General features: G+C 71.4%; 20 protein-coding genes. 1 reads left to right on the forward strand and 19 read right to left on the reverse strand.

From position 1 onward, the window contains the following. Positions 1-39: 39 nt before the first annotated feature. The 9 genes from trpA to hisI all read right to left on the reverse strand — a co-directional run bounded on the left by trpA (position 40) and on the right by hisI (position 6924). The gene (gene trpA, locus OOK07_RS10745) at positions 40-858 is read right to left on the reverse strand and encodes a tryptophan synthase subunit alpha (RefSeq protein WP_266796122.1); all 819 of its coding nucleotides are present in this window, start codon (positions 856-858) and stop codon (positions 40-42) included. Continuing rightward, positions 855-2138 (reverse strand): tryptophan synthase subunit beta, encoded by a 1284-nt coding sequence (trpB, locus tag OOK07_RS10750; protein ID WP_266679132.1) that lies wholly within the window; start codon positions 2136-2138, stop codon positions 855-857. Before trpB ends, trpA begins: the two co-directional genes overlap by 4 nt. Before the next feature lie 133 nt (positions 2139-2271). Beyond that, positions 2272-2439: a tryptophan biosynthesis modulator TrpM gene (gene trpM / locus OOK07_RS43550; protein ID WP_368081947.1), complete on the reverse strand. Its 168-nt coding sequence runs from the start codon at positions 2437-2439 to the stop codon at positions 2272-2274. A gap of 22 nt (positions 2440-2461) precedes the next feature. Beyond that, positions 2462-3271 (reverse strand): indole-3-glycerol phosphate synthase TrpC, encoded by an 810-nt coding sequence (gene trpC / locus OOK07_RS10755; RefSeq protein ID WP_266796123.1) that lies wholly within the window; start codon positions 3269-3271, stop codon positions 2462-2464. A 145-nt stretch (positions 3272-3416) separates the two neighbouring features. After that, the gene (locus tag OOK07_RS10760; protein WP_266679136.1) at positions 3417-3866 is read right to left on the reverse strand and encodes a DUF2752 domain-containing protein; all 450 of its coding nucleotides are present in this window, start codon (positions 3864-3866) and stop codon (positions 3417-3419) included. Positions 3867-3941: 75 nt separating this feature from the next. Then, positions 3942-4196 carry an HGxxPAAW family protein gene (locus OOK07_RS10765; protein WP_266679138.1) on the reverse strand — a complete coding sequence of 85 codons (255 nt, stop codon included), beginning with the start codon at positions 4194-4196 and terminating at the stop codon, positions 3942-3944. A 122-nt stretch (positions 4197-4318) separates the two neighbouring features. Then, complete coding sequence (locus OOK07_RS10770; RefSeq protein WP_266679140.1) at positions 4319-4960, reverse strand: TIGR02234 family membrane protein; 642 nt, start codon at positions 4958-4960, stop codon at positions 4319-4321. Positions 4961-5032: 72 nt separating this feature from the next. Then, positions 5033-6520, reverse strand: a complete 1488-nt coding sequence (locus tag OOK07_RS10775; protein WP_266796125.1) for an anthranilate synthase component I — start codon at positions 6518-6520, stop codon at positions 5033-5035. A gap of 11 nt (positions 6521-6531) precedes the next feature. Continuing rightward, positions 6532-6924 (reverse strand): phosphoribosyl-AMP cyclohydrolase, encoded by a 393-nt coding sequence (hisI, locus tag OOK07_RS10780; RefSeq protein ID WP_266512605.1) that lies wholly within the window; start codon positions 6922-6924, stop codon positions 6532-6534. An 84-nt stretch (positions 6925-7008) separates the two neighbouring features. On the opposite strand from hisI, the gene OOK07_RS10785 reads away from it, so the two are divergent. Beyond that, positions 7009-7644, forward strand: a complete 636-nt coding sequence (locus OOK07_RS10785) for a TIGR03085 family metal-binding protein (RefSeq protein WP_266679144.1) — start codon at positions 7009-7011, stop codon at positions 7642-7644. A gap of 185 nt (positions 7645-7829) precedes the next feature. Here OOK07_RS10785 and OOK07_RS10790 read toward each other — a convergent pair whose 3' ends face one another. From OOK07_RS10790 to hisD, 10 genes are all read right to left on the reverse strand, one after another. Then, on the reverse strand, positions 7830-9080 hold the full coding sequence (locus tag OOK07_RS10790) for an MFS transporter (protein ID WP_266796127.1): 1251 nt from the start codon (positions 9078-9080) through the stop codon (positions 7830-7832). 14 nt (positions 9081-9094) lie between these two features. After that, positions 9095-9685, reverse strand: a complete 591-nt coding sequence (locus tag OOK07_RS10795) for an ArsR/SmtB family transcription factor (protein WP_266796128.1) — start codon at positions 9683-9685, stop codon at positions 9095-9097. Between the two features lie 109 nt (positions 9686-9794). Continuing rightward, positions 9795-10550 carry an imidazole glycerol phosphate synthase subunit HisF gene (gene hisF, locus OOK07_RS10800; protein ID WP_266796130.1) on the reverse strand — a complete coding sequence of 252 codons (756 nt, stop codon included), beginning with the start codon at positions 10548-10550 and terminating at the stop codon, positions 9795-9797. Continuing rightward, entirely contained in the window at positions 10547-10942 is a 396-nt protein-coding gene (locus tag OOK07_RS10805) for a RidA family protein (protein WP_266679148.1), read from the reverse strand. Before OOK07_RS10805 ends, hisF begins: the two co-directional genes overlap by 4 nt. Then, positions 10939-11664 (reverse strand): bifunctional 1-(5-phosphoribosyl)-5-((5-phosphoribosylamino)methylideneamino)imidazole-4-carboxamide isomerase/phosphoribosylanthranilate isomerase PriA, encoded by a 726-nt coding sequence (priA, locus tag OOK07_RS10810; protein ID WP_266796132.1) that lies wholly within the window; start codon positions 11662-11664, stop codon positions 10939-10941. The genes OOK07_RS10805 and priA overlap by 4 nt, the downstream gene beginning before the upstream one ends. Positions 11665-11667: 3 nt before the next feature. Next, complete coding sequence (gene hisH, locus OOK07_RS10815) at positions 11668-12315, reverse strand: imidazole glycerol phosphate synthase subunit HisH (RefSeq protein WP_266796133.1); 648 nt, start codon at positions 12313-12315, stop codon at positions 11668-11670. Beyond that, positions 12306-12470: a CG2302 family histidine operon protein gene (locus tag OOK07_RS10820; protein WP_266679154.1), complete on the reverse strand. Its 165-nt coding sequence runs from the start codon at positions 12468-12470 to the stop codon at positions 12306-12308. Before OOK07_RS10820 ends, hisH begins: the two co-directional genes overlap by 10 nt. Positions 12471-12474: 4 nt before the next feature. Then, on the reverse strand, positions 12475-13068 hold the full coding sequence (gene hisB / locus OOK07_RS10825) for an imidazoleglycerol-phosphate dehydratase HisB (protein ID WP_266679156.1): 594 nt from the start codon (positions 13066-13068) through the stop codon (positions 12475-12477). Beyond that, positions 13065-14180 carry a histidinol-phosphate transaminase gene (locus OOK07_RS10830; protein ID WP_266796135.1) on the reverse strand — a complete coding sequence of 372 codons (1116 nt, stop codon included), beginning with the start codon at positions 14178-14180 and terminating at the stop codon, positions 13065-13067. Before OOK07_RS10830 ends, hisB begins: the two co-directional genes overlap by 4 nt. Beyond that, positions 14177-15517, reverse strand: coding sequence for a histidinol dehydrogenase (hisD, locus tag OOK07_RS10835; protein ID WP_266796136.1), 1341 nt, complete (start codon positions 15515-15517; stop codon positions 14177-14179). Before hisD ends, OOK07_RS10830 begins: the two co-directional genes overlap by 4 nt. Positions 15518-15595: the final 78 nt, after the last annotated feature.

The raw sequence follows: 15595 nt of genomic DNA on the forward strand, positions 1-15595 counted from the left end.
CCACCCGTTCGGAGGACCCGCGTGACATCAACTGCCCGGCTACGCCTGTCCGCGCACGCCCTTGGCCAGCTCACCGGCGAGCGCGCGGACGGCCTCGACGCCGGCCGCGTCGTCCGGCGCGTCCAGCATCCGCTTCACGAAGGCCGAGCCGACGATCACGCCGTCGGCGAAGCCGGCGACCTCGGCGGCCTGCCTGGCATCGGAGACGCCGAGGCCGACGCACACGGGCAGGTCCGCGCCCGCGGCCCGGGTGCGCTCCACCAGGTCCTGGGCCTGCGCGCCCACCGACTCACGGGTGCCGGTGACGCCCATCAGCGAGGCGGCGTACACGAAGCCGCTGCCCGCCGCGGTGATCTGGGCGAGTCGCGCGTCCTGGCTGCTGGGCGCGACCACGAAGACCGTGGCGAGGCCGTGCTTGTCGGCGTGCTCCCTCCACAGCGCCGATTCCTGCACCGGCAGGTCGGGCAGGATGCAGCCCGCGCCGCCCGCCTCGGCGAGCTCGGCCGTGAAGCGCTCGACGCCGTAGCGGTCGATGGGGTTCCAGTACGTCATGACGAGGATCGGCTTCCCGGTGGCCTCGTAGGTCTCCTTGACCGTGCGCATGACGTGCGCGATCTTGACGCCGCCGCGCAGCGCGATGTCGTCGGCGGTCTGGATGACCGGGCCGTCGAGGACGGGGTCGCTGTGCGGCAGACCGACCTCCACGACGTCCGCCCCGCCGTCGAGGACGGCCTTGATGGCCTCGATGCCGCCGTCCACGGTAGGGAACCCGGCCGGGAGGTAGGCGATGAGGGCGGAGCGTCCCTCGGCCCTGGCACCGGCGAGGGTGTCCGTCAGCAGCTGGATGTTCCCGCTCACTTGGCGTCCCCCTCGATCTCGGCGAGGTCGGCGGCGTCGGCCGCGACCTCGGCGTCGGTGTCGTACAGGCCGAAGTAACGGGCGGCCGTGTCCATGTCCTTGTCGCCGCGGCCGGACAGGTTGACGACGATCAGGCCGTCCTTGCCCAGTTCCCTGCCGACCTCCAGCGCACCCGCCAGGGCGTGTGCGCTCTCGATCGCCGGGATGATGCCCTCGGTGCGCGAGAGCAGGCGCAGGGCCTGCATCGCCGCGTCGTCGGTAACCGCGCGGTACTCGCCGCGGCCGCTGTCCTTGAGGTAGGAGTGCTCCGGGCCGATGCCCGGGTAGTCCAGACCGGCCGAGATCGAGTACGGCTCGGTGATCTGGCCCTCGTCGTCCTGCAGGACATAGGAGCGGGAGCCGTGCAGGATGCCGGGCTCGCCCGCGGTCAGCGTGGCCGCGTGCTCACCGGTCTCGACGCCGTGACCGGCGGGCTCGCAGCCGATGAGGCGTACGGCGGCGTCCGGGATGAAGGCGTGGAAGAGGCCGATGGCGTTGGAACCGCCGCCGACGCAGGCGACGGCGGCGTCCGGGAGGCGGCCGGCGCGCTCCAGGATCTGGCGTCTGGCCTCCACGCCGATGACGCGGTGGAAGTCGCGGACCATGGCCGGGAAGGGGTGCGGGCCGGCGACCGTACCGAAGAGGTAGTGGGTGCGGTCGACGTTGGCGACCCAGTCGCGGAAGGCCTCGTTGATGGCGTCCTTGAGGGTACGGCTGCCGGACTTCACGGCGATGACCTCGGCGCCGAGCATGCGCATGCGGGCCACGTTCAGGGCCTGGCGCTGGGTGTCGATCTCGCCCATGTAGATCGTGCACTCGAGGCCGAAGAGGGCACAGGCGGTCGCCGTGGCGACGCCGTGCTGGCCGGCCCCGGTCTCCGCGATCACGCGGGTCTTGCCCATTCGCCTGGTGAGCAGCGCCTGGCCGAGCACGTTGTTGATCTTGTGGGAGCCGGTGTGGTTGAGGTCTTCCCGCTTCAGGAAGATCCGGGCACCGCCGGCGTGCTCGGCGAACCTCGGCACCTCGGTCAGGGAGCTGGGGCGGCCGGTGTAGTGGACCAGCAGGTCGTCGAGTTCGCGGGCGAACTCGGGGTCGTGCTTGGCCTTGTCGTACTCGACGGCCACCTCGTCCACGGCGGCGACGAGGGCCTCCGGGATGAACTTGCCGCCGTATGCCCCGAAGTAGCCTTCGGGACTGGGGACTTGACCCTCCGGGTCAGGGATGAAGAACTCGCTGGGCATGCGGAAACCTCACGGTGAGTGCGTGGAAAAGACACTGATCGCCGTGGGGGCGGAGATGGTGGTTGACCGCGGACCGCTGTGGCCGGTCGCGCCCGCGCGGCGGTGGCCGCACATCAAAGACAGCTCCGCGCCCCTAGTGGGCGCGCTGCCATCGACGGCCGTTCACCTGCCCGGGTTCGTCTCCGATGACGTACCTGACCCTACGACCGTGTACGCGGCGTGCCGGGGCGCGGCAGCCACGGGGGCGGCAGCCGCGCGCGAGGCGGGCGTACCGGTCCACGGTCGTCATGGTGGGAGTCATCGAGGGTAAGCCTAGCGGGTGATCAGCTGCGGCCGTGCCGGAGTGCGGGATGCTCGCCCGCTGCCACCAGGTCCGACACCGCCGACTTGGGATCGCGGCCGGTGACCAGGGACTCGCCGACCAGGACCGCGTCCGCGCCGGCGTTGGCGTAGGCGATGAGGTCGTGCGGGCCGCGGACGCCGGATTCGGCGATCTTGACGATGTGTGCGGGGACCTCTGGGGCGACGCGCTCGAAGGTGCCCCGGTCGACCTCCAGGGTCTTGAGGTTGCGTGCGTTGATGCCGATCACCTTCGCGCCCGCGTCGACCGCGCGCTCGACCTCGTCCTCGTCATGCACCTCGACGAGCGGGGTGAGGCCGATGGAGACGGCGCGCTCGATCAGTGACTCCAGGGCCGGCTGGTCGAGGGCGGCGACGATGAGCAGCACGAGGTCGGCGCCGTACGCCCGGGCCTCCCACAGCTGGTACGAGGTGACGATGAAGTCCTTGCGCAGGACCGGGATGTCGACCCGTGCGCGCACCGCCTCCAGGTCGGCCAGCGAGCCGCCGAAGCGGCGCTGTTCGGTGAGGACGGAGATGACGGCCGCGCCGCCCGCCTCGTAGTCCGCGGCGAGTCCGGCCGGGTCGGCGATCGCGGCCAGCGCGCCCTTGGAAGGGCTGGAACGCTTGACCTCGCAGATGACCTTGACGCCGTCGCCGCGCAGTGCGGCCAGTCCGTCCTTGGCAGCGGGAGCCTTCGCCGCGCGCTCCTTGAGCTCGTCGAGGCTGACGCGCGCCTGCCGCTCCGCGAGGTCGGCACGGACTCCGTCGATGATCTCGTCGAGCACACTCACGCGAGCGGCCCCCTTCCAGACGGTTGACTGTTCAAGCGGTTGACCTTCGGTTAAAACCGATGGTCACTGCGATGGTATCCGCAGGAAGGCTTAGGCCTCACATCCTGTTGACGCCGGCCCCTCTACCTGGACTTTCACCCATTGATCAAGGATGCAGCCAGCCGCCGAACGGCGAGTTCCGGACAACCGTGAAGACCAGCAGCAACGTCCCCAGCGTCCACAGGTGCACCGGCCCGAGGTCGATGCGCAGCGGCCGTCCGCGCGCCGAGCGCACCACCCATACGGTCCACAGCACGGCGACGCCCAGATAGCCGATCACGGCGAGGGCGTTGTCCTGGAGTGCGGCCAGGAAGTCCCCGTGGACGAACGAGTAGGCACTGCGCAGGCCGCCGCAGCCGGGGCAGTAGACGCCGGTGAAGCGGTAGAGCGGGCAGACGGGGTAGTGGCCGGGCTGGTTCGGGTCCACGGTGCCCACGTAGGCGAAGGCCCCGGCGACGGCCGCGAACATCCCGGCGGGGACGGCCAGTCTCGCCGCCACCGTCGGCGGGGCGCCGGGCGGCGTCACAGGCTGGCTCTCGGCGTTCACACCTCGCATTGTCCTCCCGATCGCAGGCCGCGCACGCGTGAGGGGCGGTCCGATGCCGGATCGCCCCTCAGCAGTCGTACGCGCTCAGCTCTTGGCGTGCGCCGCCTGGCTCTGCTCCAGCGCGTCCTGGAACGTCTCGTGCGCGTCCTTCGCCTGGCCGAGGCCCATCGCGCTCATGATCCAGCCGACGATGCCGCCGACGACCACGATCGCCATGCCGGCCCAGAAGCCCACGGGCTCGGCCACCACCATGAAGGCACCCGAGACGCAGAAACCGATGAAGGCGATCGTGACACCGGTCCAGGCGGCCGGGGTGTGACCGTGGCTGCTGCCCGCCATGACTTGCTCCTCGTTGCTGTGTACGTGTGTGAGCCGGACGCTCAACGGACATTGTCCCGCACGCGCACGCGTGCGCTGCTCGGGGGTCGCTCCACGCGCGTCGGCGCCCGGAGAGGTGGTACCTACGCGCTGGTGGGGTCCTCGCCGCGGTCGAGTGCCTTCCAGATGTCCTCGGGCCGGTCGGGGTCGACGACCGCGGCCCTGCGGCGGGTCCTGGGGGCGCCACCGCGTTCGTAGCGGCCGGACATCGCGGGCCACTGCCGGCCGTAGCGCAGGGCGAGCAGGCCGGCGACGAGCAGCAGGGCGCCGCCCGCGGCCGCGACGTACGGCCAGGCGGTGTGGCTCAGGGCGTGCACGGTGGCCGAGGTGTCGCCCGCCGCCTGCGCGGCCCTCTCGTCCAGTGCGGAGCTGTCGGAGACGCCCAGCAGGGCGGCGGCGACCGTACCGGCGCCGGAGAGCGCGAGGAGGGCCGAGACCAGCAGTCGTCCGGCCCTGCGGACGGCGAAGACGGCGACGAGAGCGGCGAGGCCCACTATGGCGAGCGCCGCGGGGACGCCGGTGACGTCGCTTCCCTTGGCGGTCAGGGAGAAGGGGGCGCCGGCCACCGTCGCGGTCCCCTCGGACCAGCGCTGACGGGTGGCCAGCAGCGCCACGGCCGCGCCCAGCGCACCGCACAGCAGGGCAAGGGCGAGACTCCGGCGGCCGGCCCGGGAGGGGCCGTCGGCTTCGGAACGGGGGTGAGGAGCAGCAGTCACGTACTCCACTATCGCCCGAACCCCGGGTGAACCGTCACCCGGGGTTCACGTGAGAAGCACCCCGCTGCGGGGGAATGCGCCCTATTCGCCCAGTCTGTTCGCCGTGTGGACCGCGCGCAGGACCGCCGCCGCCTTGTTGCGGCACTCCTGGTCCTCGGCGACCGGGTCGGAGTCGGCGACGATGCCGGCGCCCGCCTGGACGTACGCCGTGCCGTCCCGCAGCAGGGCCGTGCGGATGGCGATGGCGGTGTCGGAGTCGCCCGCGAAGTCGAGGTAGCCGACGCAGCCGCCGTACAACCCGCGCCGGGACGGCTCGAGTTCGTCGATGATCTGCATCGCGCGCGGCTTGGGCGCGCCGGAGAGGGTGCCGGCCGGGAAGCAGGCCGTCAGGACGTCGAAGGCCGTGCGGCCGGCTGCGACCTTGCCGGTGACCGTCGAGACGATGTGCATCACGTGCGAGTACCGCTCGACGGACATGAAGTCGACGACCTCCACCGAGCCGGGTTCGCAGACCCGTCCGAGGTCGTTGCGGCCGAGGTCGACCAGCATGAGGTGCTCGGCGCGCTCCTTCGGGTCGGCGAGCAGTTCGTCGGCGAGGGCCTGGTCCTCCTGCGGGGTGGCCCCGCGATGCCGTGTGCCGGCGATGGGGTGGACCATCGCCTGTCCGTCCTCGACCTTCACCAGGGCCTCGGGGGACGAGCCCACGACGTCGAAGCCGTCGAAGCGGAACAGGTACATGTACGGCGAGGGGTTCGTCGCCCTCAGGACCCGGTACACGTCCAACGCGCTTGCAGTGCACGGTGTTTCGAAGCGCTGGGAGGGGACCACCTGGAAGGCTTCCCCGGCCCGGATGCGCTCCTTGACGTCCTCGACGGCCGCCCGGAAGTCGGGGCCGCCCCAGAGCGCGGTGTAGTCGGGGAGTTCCGAGGGCGGGAGGACGGCCGGAGGCTGGGCGACCGGAAGCGAGAGGTCGGCCTCCATGGCGTCCAGGCGGGCCACCGCGTCCGCGTGGGCCTCGTCGACGCCGGTGTCGAGGTCGTTGTGGTTGATCGCGTTGGCGATCAGCAGGACCGAGCCCTCCCAGTGGTCCATGACGGCGAGGTCGCTGGTGAGCAGCATGGTCAGCTCGGGCAGCCGGAGGTCGTCTCTCTCCCCCGGGCCGATCTTCTCCAGGCGGCGCACGATGTCGTAGCCGAGGTAGCCGACCATGCCGCCGGTGAAGGGCGGCAGGCCCTCCTGGTGCGGGGTGTGCAGGGCCTCGATGGTGGCGCGCAGGGCGGCGAGCGGGTCGCCGTCCTGGGGGACGCCGACGGGCGGGCTGCCGACCCAGTGGGCCTGGCCGTCCCGCGCGGTCAGGGTGGCCGCGGAGCGCACGCCGACGAACGAGTAGCGGGACCACTGAAAAGCCGTGCGCCCGTTCTCCGCGGACTCCAGCAAAAAGGTGCCGGGGCGCTCGGCGGCGAGCTTGCGGTAGAGCGCGACCGGAGTGTCGCCGTCGGCAAGGAGCTTGCGGGTGACCGGGATGACACGACGGTCGGTGGCCAGCTTGCGGAACGTCTCGAGGTCCATGGCGGCTGACCTTACTGATCCTGCGCCGGTACGCCGGAATCGGCGTCCTTGAGGAGCACGTCGACGTCGAAGCAGGTGCGCGCCCCTGTGTGGCAGGCGGCGCCGACCTGGTCGACCTTGACCAGCACGGTGTCCGCGTCGCAGTCCAGCGCGACGGACTTGACCCACTGGAAGTGGCCGGAGGTGTCGCCCTTGACCCAGTACTCCCCGCGGCTGCGCGACCAGTAGGTACAGCGGCCGGTGGTGAGGGTGCGGTGCAGTGCCTCGTCGTCCATCCAGCCGAGCATGAGCACCTCTCCGGTGTCGTACTGCTGGGCGATCGCTGGGACCAGCCCGTCGGCGCTGCGCTTGAGGCGCGCGGCGAGGTCCGGGGCGAGGCTGCTGGGCCTGGGCGTGCTGCTCATGGGTGCCATTGTGCCGCGCACCACTGACAGTGACGGTGGGGTGTCCACTGGGCGGACCCCCCGGGCAGTCGTAGGCTGGCTGGCATGTCGACTTTCGCCAAGCGTGAACGACTTCTCCTGGCCGACCTGTTGGAGGCCGAGGGCCCGGACGCCCCGACCCTCTGCACGGACTGGCAGACCCGCGATCTCGCCGCGCACGTGGTGGTGCGCGAGCGCCGCCCCGATGCCGCCGGCGGCATCCTGATCAAGCAGCTCGCGCCGCGCCTTGAGCGGGTGATGGCCGAGTTCACCGCGAAGCCCTACGGGGAGCTGATCCAGCTGATCCGTACGGGTCCCCCGCGCTTCTCGCCGTTCCAGCTCAAGCAGGTCGACGAACTGTCGAACACGGTGGAGTTCTACGTCCACACGGAGGACGTCCGCCGCGCGCAGCCGGACTGGACGCCGCGCGAGCTGGACCAGGTCTTCCAGGACACCCTGTGGTCCCGCCTGGAACGCTCGGCCCGCCTGATGGGCCGCAGCGCCCCGACGGGCCTGGTGCTGCGCCGCCCGGACGGACAGACGGCGGTCGCCCACCGCGGGACACCGGTGGTGACGGTGACCGGCGAGCCGTCCGAACTGCTCCTGTTCTCCTACGGCCGGCAGAGCGCCGCCACGGTGGAACTGGACGGCGACAAGGACGCGGTCGCGAAGCTGCACGAGGCCAGGCAGCTGGGCATCTGACGGCTCGCGATCGACCGAGGTGACGCGCGCCGAGAGCTGAAGCCCGACCAGGCTCCTCGGCGCGCCACACGTCCCGGACACCCCAGGCACCCACCACGCCGGCCCCGACCACCCGCGAGCCGCCGCGATCAAGGCCGCCCGCCTCCACCGAAGGAAGCCCGCCCGCCACCACCGAACGCCCGAGATCAGCCCGGCAACTCAGCGCGTCGCAGGTCCCGTACACCCAGCGCGACCACGCCGCCCAGACCACACACCACGGCGCTCACGACGAAGACCGGGCCGGTGCCCCAGGCGCCGATCGCGGCTGCGGACAGCGGCATGCTGAGGGGGGTCAGTCCGAGGCTGACCAGGCTGGAGACGGCGGTGACGCGGCCGAGGAAGGCGGGGTCGGCCTGGGTCTGCAGGAGGGCACCGCACATGGCGCCGCTGAGCCCGGCGAGCAGTCCGACGGCGAGCGCGACGGCCACGGCCGCGAGGAGGGTCGGTACGAAGGCCAGCGCGGCGATGGCGACCGCCCCGGCCAGGAGCGCGTACCCGGACACCTGTCCGGCGTGCGGCAGCCGGCCCCGCACGGCCAGCAGCAGCGAGACGAGCCCCGCGCCCACGCCGAACCCGGCCAGCACCCAGCCCATCCCGGACGCCCCCCAGCCGCGCTCGTCCGCGAGCAGGGTCAGGCCCACGTTGAGCGGCCCGACGAACCCGAAGTCCCCCAGGGCGATCGCCGGCACCAACGGGGCCAGGACCCGGTGGCGGCGGATGTACCGCAGCCCGGCCAGCAGGTCGGCCCAGGCGGTCCGGTCCCGCCCGGCCACCGTGTCGTCCGCCGGCAGCTCCCGCATCCGTACGCAGACCAGCAGCGGCACGGACACCGCGATCAGCAGCCCGGCGAGCCCGAACGCGGCCGCGGCCCCGCCCACCGCCACACCGAGACCGCCGAGCGGGGCGCCCACGATGACGGCGCACCGGTACGCGAGACCCCGCATGCCCTGGACACGGGCCAGCTGGCCCGGCTCGGTGATGCGCGCGGGCAGCGCACCCACCGCGGGTACGAACACGGCGTCCACCGTGCCGAAGACCAGGGCGAGCACCGCCAGCAGCCACAGGCCCGGGCCGGTGAGCAACAGCAGCCCCGCCACCGCGAGCACGGACGCGCAGCGCACCGCGTCGCTGCCGATGACGACACGGCGCGGCCCGAACCGGTCGGCGACCACTCCCCCGCCCAGCATCAGTACCGCGCGCGGCAGCGCGCTGACCGACATCACCAGACCGGCCTGGGTGGCGGAACCGGCCTGCACGGCGGCCCAGGACAGGGCGACGTAGTAGACGCCGTCGCCGGCCATCGACGACGCGTAGGCGCCGAGCCAGCGCAGGACGTTGGGGTCGCGATGGGCCGGCCGGTCGTCCAGGCCGCCCCGGGGCGCGAGCGTGGTGGTCACGGCGGACCGTCCTCTCAGACGCGGAAGGGGAAGCCGTACGTGTGCACCGCGACGTTCTCGCGGCCCTCGGTGTCGCCCGCGGCCACGGCGGCGCGGCCGTGCTCCTCGTAGCGGCGGACGAGGTCGTTCATCTCCTTGGCCAGCTCGGCCAGTTCGTCCGGGGTGAGCCGCAGCAGCCACTCGGAGGAGTCGGACGCCGCCGTCCACGCGTCGCCCCAGTGGGCGCGCTCGTCGAGGTGGCGTCGGTACATGTCGGCGCGCTGCTCGAAGAAGAGGCGGCCGGCCGCGGTGTGCGCGGCGGCCTTCTCAGGCGCGTCCCGGAAGTCCTCGTCGTGGACGCTCACGCCGTCCGAGGCAGGCTGCCACCATCGCTCCCGCCCGTCCCCGCTGCGCGCCTCGGCCTCCTCGATGAGCCCGTGCGCGGCCAGCTTGCGCAGGTGGTAGCTGACGAGCGAGACGGCCTCGTCGACCTGCTCGGCGAGCTGTGAGGCGGTCGCCGCCCGCGCGATGATCAGCAGTCGGTACAGCTGCGCCCGCAGGGGGTGGGCGAGGGCCTTGAGCGTGCCCACGTCCGTGATCCGGCGGTCTCTGTCCCTCTCAGGCATGCCCCCAGGCTAGAAACGAAAGGAAAGTTGCGCAATCTATTTTGCGCAACTTCTCTTTCGTTTCTGCCGGAGTGGTGTCTCTCCGAGGGTGATGTCTCCGAGGCCGGTGTCAGCGGACGGGGTGTCCCGCGGCCTTCAGCTCCTGCTTCACTTCCCCGATCCGCAGATCACCGAAGTGGAACACCGACGCCGCCAGCACCGCGTCCGCGCCCGCCGCGACGGCCGGCGGGAAGTGCGCGAGCTTGCCGGCGCCTCCCGAGGCGATCACCGGGACGGTCACGTGCCTGCGGACCGCCGCGATCATCTCCAGGTCGTAGCCGTCCTTCGTGCCGTCCGCGTCCATCGAGTTGAGCAGGATCTCGCCCGCGCCCAGCTCCGCGGCCCGGTGGGCCCACTCGACGGCGTCGATGCCGGTGCCCTTGCGGCCGCCGTGGGTGGTGACCTCGAAGGACCCGCTCTCGGTCCTGCGCGCGTCCACCGACAGGACCAGCACCTGCCGCCCGAAGCGCTCCGCGATCTCACGGATCAGGTCCGGACGGGCGATCGCGGCGGTGTTGACACCGACCTTGTCCGCACCCGCCCGCAGCAGCTTGTCCACGTCCTCGGCGGTGCGCACACCGCCGCCGACGGTCAGCGGGATGAACACCTGCTCGGCGGTGCGGCGCACCACGTCGTACGTCGTCTCGCGGTTGCCCGACGAGGCGGTGATGTCCAGGAACGTCAGCTCGTCGGCGCCCTCGGTGTCGTACACCTTGGCCATCTCGACGGGGTCGCCCGCGTCGCGCAGGTTCTGGAAGTTGACGCCCTTGACGACCCGGCCGTTGTCCACGTCCAGGCAGGGGATGACTCGGACCGCAAGGCTCATGCGGAACCCCCTCGGAACGCCTCCACCTCGACCTCGACGACCAGGCTGGGGTCCACGAAACCGGAGACGATGATCATCGATGCGGCGGGGCGGACGGCGTCGAACAGCTCCTTGTGCGCACGCCCGACGTCCTCCACGTCCCGGGCGTGCGTGATGTACATGCGCGTGCGCACGACGTCGTCACGCCCGAGGCCCACCTGCCCGAGCGCCGTCAGCGCGACGTTGAAGGCGTTGACCGCCTGCTCGTACGGGCCGCCGCCGGCGATCTCGCCGTCCACTATGGACGTGCAGCCGGAGACCAGCACCAGGCCGTTCGGCAGCTCGACCGCGCGGGAGTAGCCGAAGGCCTCCTCCCAGGGAGCACCCGTCTTCACCCGTCGTACCTCACTCACTGGGCCACCGCCTCCAAGGCCTCTTCCAGGGTGAACGCCTTCGCGTACAGGGCCTTCCCGACGATGGAGCCCTCGACACCGAGGGGTACCAGCTCCGCGATGGCGCGGAGGTCGTCGAGGGACGACACGCCGCCGGATGCCACGACCGGGCGGTCGGTCGCCGCGCAGACGCTCTTCAGGAGCTCCAGGTTGGGGCCCTGCAGGGTGCCGTCCTTGGCGATGTCCGTGACGACGTACCGCGCGCAGCCCTCCTTGTTGAGGCGCTCCAGCGTCTCGAAGAGGTCGCCGCCGTCGCGGGTCCAGCCGCGGCCGCGGAGAGTGGTGCCCCGTACGTCGAGACCGACAGCGATCTTGTCGCCGTGCTCGGCGATGACCTTGGCGACCCAGTCCGGGGTCTCCAGGGCGGCCGTGCCGAGGTTCACCCGGGTGCAGCCGGTGGCGAGGGCGGCGGCGAGGGTGTCGTCGTCGCGGATGCCACCGGACAGCTCCACCTTGATGTCCATCGCCTTCGCGACCTCGGCGATCAGCGAGCGGTTGTCACCCGTGCCGAACGCGGCGTCCAGGTCGACCAGGTGCAGCCACTCGGCGCCCGACCGCTGCCAGGCGAGGGCCGCCTCCAGGGGGGAGCCGTACGAGGTCTCCGTGCCGGACTCGCCGTGCACGAGGCGGACGGCCTGGCCGTCGCGGACGTCGACGGCGGGGAGGAGTTCGAGCTTGGCCATGGTCTACAGGGTTCCGATCCAGTTGGTGAGCAGCTGCGCTCCGGCGTCGCCGGACTTCTCGGGGTGGAACTGGGTGGCCCACAGGGCGCCGTTCTCGACGGCGGCCACGAACGGCTTGCCGTGCGTCGCCCAGGTCACCCTGGGGGCGCGCATCGCCGGGTTGAGCACTTCGAGGGACCAGTCGTGAACGGCGTAGGAGTGCACGAAGTAGAAGCGCGCGTCCGCGTCCAGGCCGGCGAACAGCTCGGAGTCGGCCGGTGCCTCGACGGTGTTCCAGCCCATGTGGGGCACGATCTCGGCCTGCAGCGGCTCGACCGAGCCGGGCCACTCGTCGAGGCCGTCGGTCTCCACGCCGTGCTCGATGCCGCGCGCGAAGAGGATCTGCATGCCGACGCAGATGCCCATGACCGGACGCCCGCCCGACAGCCGGCGGTCGACGATCCAGTCGCCGCGCGCCTCCTTCAGGCCCTGCATACAGGCGGCGAAGGCACCGACGCCCGGCACGAGCAGGCCGTCGGCGTTCATGGCCGTGTCGAAGTCACGCGTGATCTCGACGTCGGCTCCGGTACGGGCGAGGGCACGCTCGGCGGAGCGGACGTTCCCGAAGCCGTAGTCGAAGACCACGACCTTCTTGGGGCTGCTCAATTCCACACCTCCAGCCTCAGCACGCCCGCGAGCAGGCACATCGCGGCGCTGATGGAGAGCAGCACGATGAGGCTCTTCGGCATCTGCTGCTTGGCGAAGGAGATGATGCCGCCGACCAGGAAGAGGCCGACGACGATCAGGATGGTCGACAGTCCGTTCATGGCTTTACAGCGCGCCCTTCGTGGACGGAAGGATGCCGGCCGCGCGCGGGTCACGCTCGGAGGCGTAGCGCAGGGCCCGCGCGAGCGCCTTGAACTGGCATTCGACGATGTGGTGCGCGTTGCGCCCGTAGGGCACGTGCACGTGCAGCGCGATCTGGGCCTGGGCCACGAAGGACTCCAGGATGTGCCGGGTCATCGTGGTGTCGTACTCGCCGATCATCGGCGCCATCTTGTCGGGCTCGGTGTGCACGAGGTACGGGCGGCCGCTCAGGTCCACCGTCACCTGGGCGAGGGACTCGTCCAGCGGGACCGTGCAGTTGCCGAAGCGGTAGATCCCGACCTTGTCGCCGAGGGCCTGCTTGAAGGCGGCGCCGAGCGCGAGGGCGGTGTCCTCGATGGTGTGGTGCGAGTCGATGTGCAGGTCGCCCTCGGTCTTCACGGTCAGGTCGAACAGACCGTGCCGGCCGAGCTGGTCGAGCATGTGGTCGTAGAAGCCGACGCCTGTCGACACGTCGACCTTGCCGGACCCGTCGAGGTCTATCTCGACGAGGACCGAGGTCTCCTTGGTCACCCGCTCCACGCGTCCTACGCGGCTCATGTGCTCTGCTCCTTCTTCAGTTCACGGACCGCGTCGAGGAACGCGTCGTTCTCTTCGGTGGTTCCGGCGGACACCCGCAGCCACCCGGGTACGCCGTTGTCCCGGACCAGGACGCCCCGGTCCAGGATCCTCCGCCAGACCGCGTGCGAGCCGCCCTCGTCGTCGAATCTGCCGAACTGCACGAAGTTCGCGTCGGACTCGACGACTTCGTAACCGGCCGCCCGCAGCTCGCTCACCAGCCGGTCCCGCTCCGTCTTCAGCTGCTCGACGTACTTCAGCAGCGTGTCGGTGTGCTCCAGGGCGGCCAGCGCGGTCGCCTGGGTGACGGCCGACAGGTGGTACGGCAGTCGTACGAGCTGGACGGCGTCGACGACGGCCGGGTGGGCCGCGAGGTAGCCGAGCCGCAGTCCGGCCGCGCCGAAGGCCTTCGACATCGTCCGGGAGACGACGAGATTCGGCCGGCCTTCGATGAGCGGCAGCAGCGAGTCGCCGTGGCTGAACTCGACGTATGCCTCGTCCACGATCACCATCGACGGCTTCGCCGCCTGCGCGGCCTCGTACAGCGCGAGGACCGTCTCGCGCGGGACCGCGTTGCCGGTGGGGTTGTTGGGAGTGGTGATGAAGACGACGTCCGGCTTGTTCTCGGCGATCCACCGCTCGGCGGCCGGGAGGTCGATCGTGAAGTCCTCGGTGCGTGGGCCCGAGATCCAGCCGGTGCCCGTGCCGCGCGCGATGAGCGCGTGCATCGAGTACGACGGCTCGAAGCCGATGGCCGTGCGGCCCGGTCCGCCGAAGGTCTGCAGCAGCTGCTGGATGACCTCGTTGGAGCCGTTGGCCGCCCAGACGTTGGCCAGGCCTACCTCGTGGCCCGACGTGTCCGTCAGATACCTGGCGAGCTGGGTGCGCAGCTCCACGGCGTCCCGGTCCGGGTAGCGGTTGAGGTTTCGGGCCGCCTCACGGACGCGCTCGGCGATGCGTTCGACCAGCGGCTCGGGCAGCCGGTACGGGTTCTCGTTGGTGTTCAGCCGTACGGGGACGTCCAACTGGGGCGCGCCGTAAGGGGACTTGCCGCGCAGCTCGTCCCGTACGGGGAGATCGTCGATGCCAGTCACTTGCTCTCGGGTACCTTCCAGCCGAACCGTGCCTTGACCGCCGCGCCGTGCGCCGGCAGGTCCTCCGCCTCCGCCAGCGTGACCACGTGGTGCGCGACCTCGGCCAGCGCGTCCTTCGTGTAGTCGACGATGTGGATGCCGCGCAGGAAGGACTGGACGGACAGGCCCGAGGAGTGGCAGGCGCAACCACCGGTCGGCAGCACGTGGTTGGAGCCGGCCGCGTAGTCGCCGAGCGAGACCGGCGCCCAGGGGCCGATGAAGATCGCGCCGGCGTTCTTCACCCGGTCGGCCACGGCGGCCGCGTCGGCCGTCTGGATCTCCAGGTGCTCGGCGCCGTACGCGTCGACCACTCGCAGTCCCTCGTCCACGCCGTCGACGAGCACGATCGCGGACTGCCGGCCGGCTAGGGCCGGGCGGATCCGGTCCTCGATGTGCTTGGTGGCCGCGACCTGCGTCTCCAGCTCCTTCGCGACCGCGTCCGCGAGGGCGACGGAGTCGGTGACCAGGACGGCGGCGGCGAGCGGGTCGTGCTCGGCCTGGCTGATCAGGTCGGAGGCGACGTGCACCGGGTCGGCCGTGTCGTCCGCGAGGATCGCGATCTCGGTGGGGCCGGCCTCGGCGTCGATGCCGATCTTGCCGGCGAAGTAGCGCTTGGCGGCGGCGACCCAGATGTTGCCGGGGCCGGTGACCATGTTGGCCGGGGCGCACGACTCTGTGCCGTGCGCGAACATCGCGACGGCGGTCGCGCCGCCGGCCGCGTACACCTCGTCGACGCCCAGCAGCGCGCACGCGGCGAGGATCGTCGGGTGGGGCAGTCCGCCGAACTGGGCCTGGGCGGGCGAGGCGAGCGCGATCGAGGCGACGCCGGCCTCCTGGGCCGGTACGACGTTCATGATCACGGAGGACGGGTAGACGGACCGCCCGCCGGGCGCGTACAGCCCGACCCGCTCGACCGGCACCCACTTCTCGGTGACCGAGCCGCCCTGCACGACCTGGGTGGTGTGACTGCTGCGGCGCTGCTCGCGGTGGACGAGGCGGGCGCGCCGGATGGACTCCTCCAGGGCTGCGCGCACGGCGGGGTCGAGTTCCTCAAGAGCCTTTTCGAGCGCCGCGGCCGGGACCCGTACGGATTCCAGACGCACCCCGTCGAACTTCTCGGTGAAGTCGATCAGCGCCGCGTCACCCCGATGATGCACGGCTTCGCAGATCGGACGCACCTTCTCCAGGGCGGCCGAGACGTCGAAGTCGGCTCGGGGCAGCAGGTCGCGCAGGGCGGGTCCCTCGGGAAGGGCGTCGCCGCGCAGATCGATTCGGGCCAAGAGCGAATATTGCAGCACGGGCTCAATTCTCTCAGACCCTGGTCCGGCGTCGTTCGCGCGTATCAATGGCTGATACAGAACTCGGCGGAACCCGGA

The sequence above is a fragment of the Streptomyces sp. NBC_00078 genome (genome assembly GCF_026343335.1).
Taxonomy (GTDB): Bacteria; Actinomycetota; Actinomycetes; order Streptomycetales; family Streptomycetaceae; genus Streptomyces.

Bases quoted from the DNA above. Each gene is read 5' to 3' on its own strand.
- trpB (WP_266679132.1), bottom strand. From the start codon at position 2,138: ATGCCCAGCGAGTTCTTCATCCCTGACCCGGAGGGTCAAGTCCCCAGT.
- trpM (WP_368081947.1), bottom strand. From the start codon at position 2,439: ATGACTCCCACCATGACGACCGTGGACCGGTACGCCCGCCTCGCGCGC.
- OOK07_RS10760 (WP_266679136.1), bottom strand. From the start codon at position 3,866: ATGCGAGGTGTGAACGCCGAGAGCCAGCCTGTGACGCCGCCCGGCGCC.
- OOK07_RS10765 (WP_266679138.1), bottom strand. From the start codon at position 4,196: ATGGCGGGCAGCAGCCACGGTCACACCCCGGCCGCCTGGACCGGTGTC.
- OOK07_RS10775 (WP_266796125.1), bottom strand. From the start codon at position 6,520: ATGGACCTCGAGACGTTCCGCAAGCTGGCCACCGACCGTCGTGTCATC.
- hisI (WP_266512605.1), bottom strand. From the start codon at position 6,924: ATGAGCAGCACGCCCAGGCCCAGCAGCCTCGCCCCGGACCTCGCCGCG.
- OOK07_RS10785 (WP_266679144.1), top strand. From the start codon at position 7,009: ATGTCGACTTTCGCCAAGCGTGAACGACTTCTCCTGGCCGACCTGTTG.
- OOK07_RS10795 (WP_266796128.1), bottom strand. From the start codon at position 9,685: ATGCCTGAGAGGGACAGAGACCGCCGGATCACGGACGTGGGCACGCTC.
- hisF (WP_266796130.1), bottom strand. From the start codon at position 10,550: ATGAGCCTTGCGGTCCGAGTCATCCCCTGCCTGGACGTGGACAACGGC.
- priA (WP_266796132.1), bottom strand. From the start codon at position 11,664: ATGGCCAAGCTCGAACTCCTCCCCGCCGTCGACGTCCGCGACGGCCAG.
- OOK07_RS10820 (WP_266679154.1), bottom strand. From the start codon at position 12,470: ATGAACGGACTGTCGACCATCCTGATCGTCGTCGGCCTCTTCCTGGTC.
- hisB (WP_266679156.1), bottom strand. From the start codon at position 13,068: ATGAGCCGCGTAGGACGCGTGGAGCGGGTGACCAAGGAGACCTCGGTC.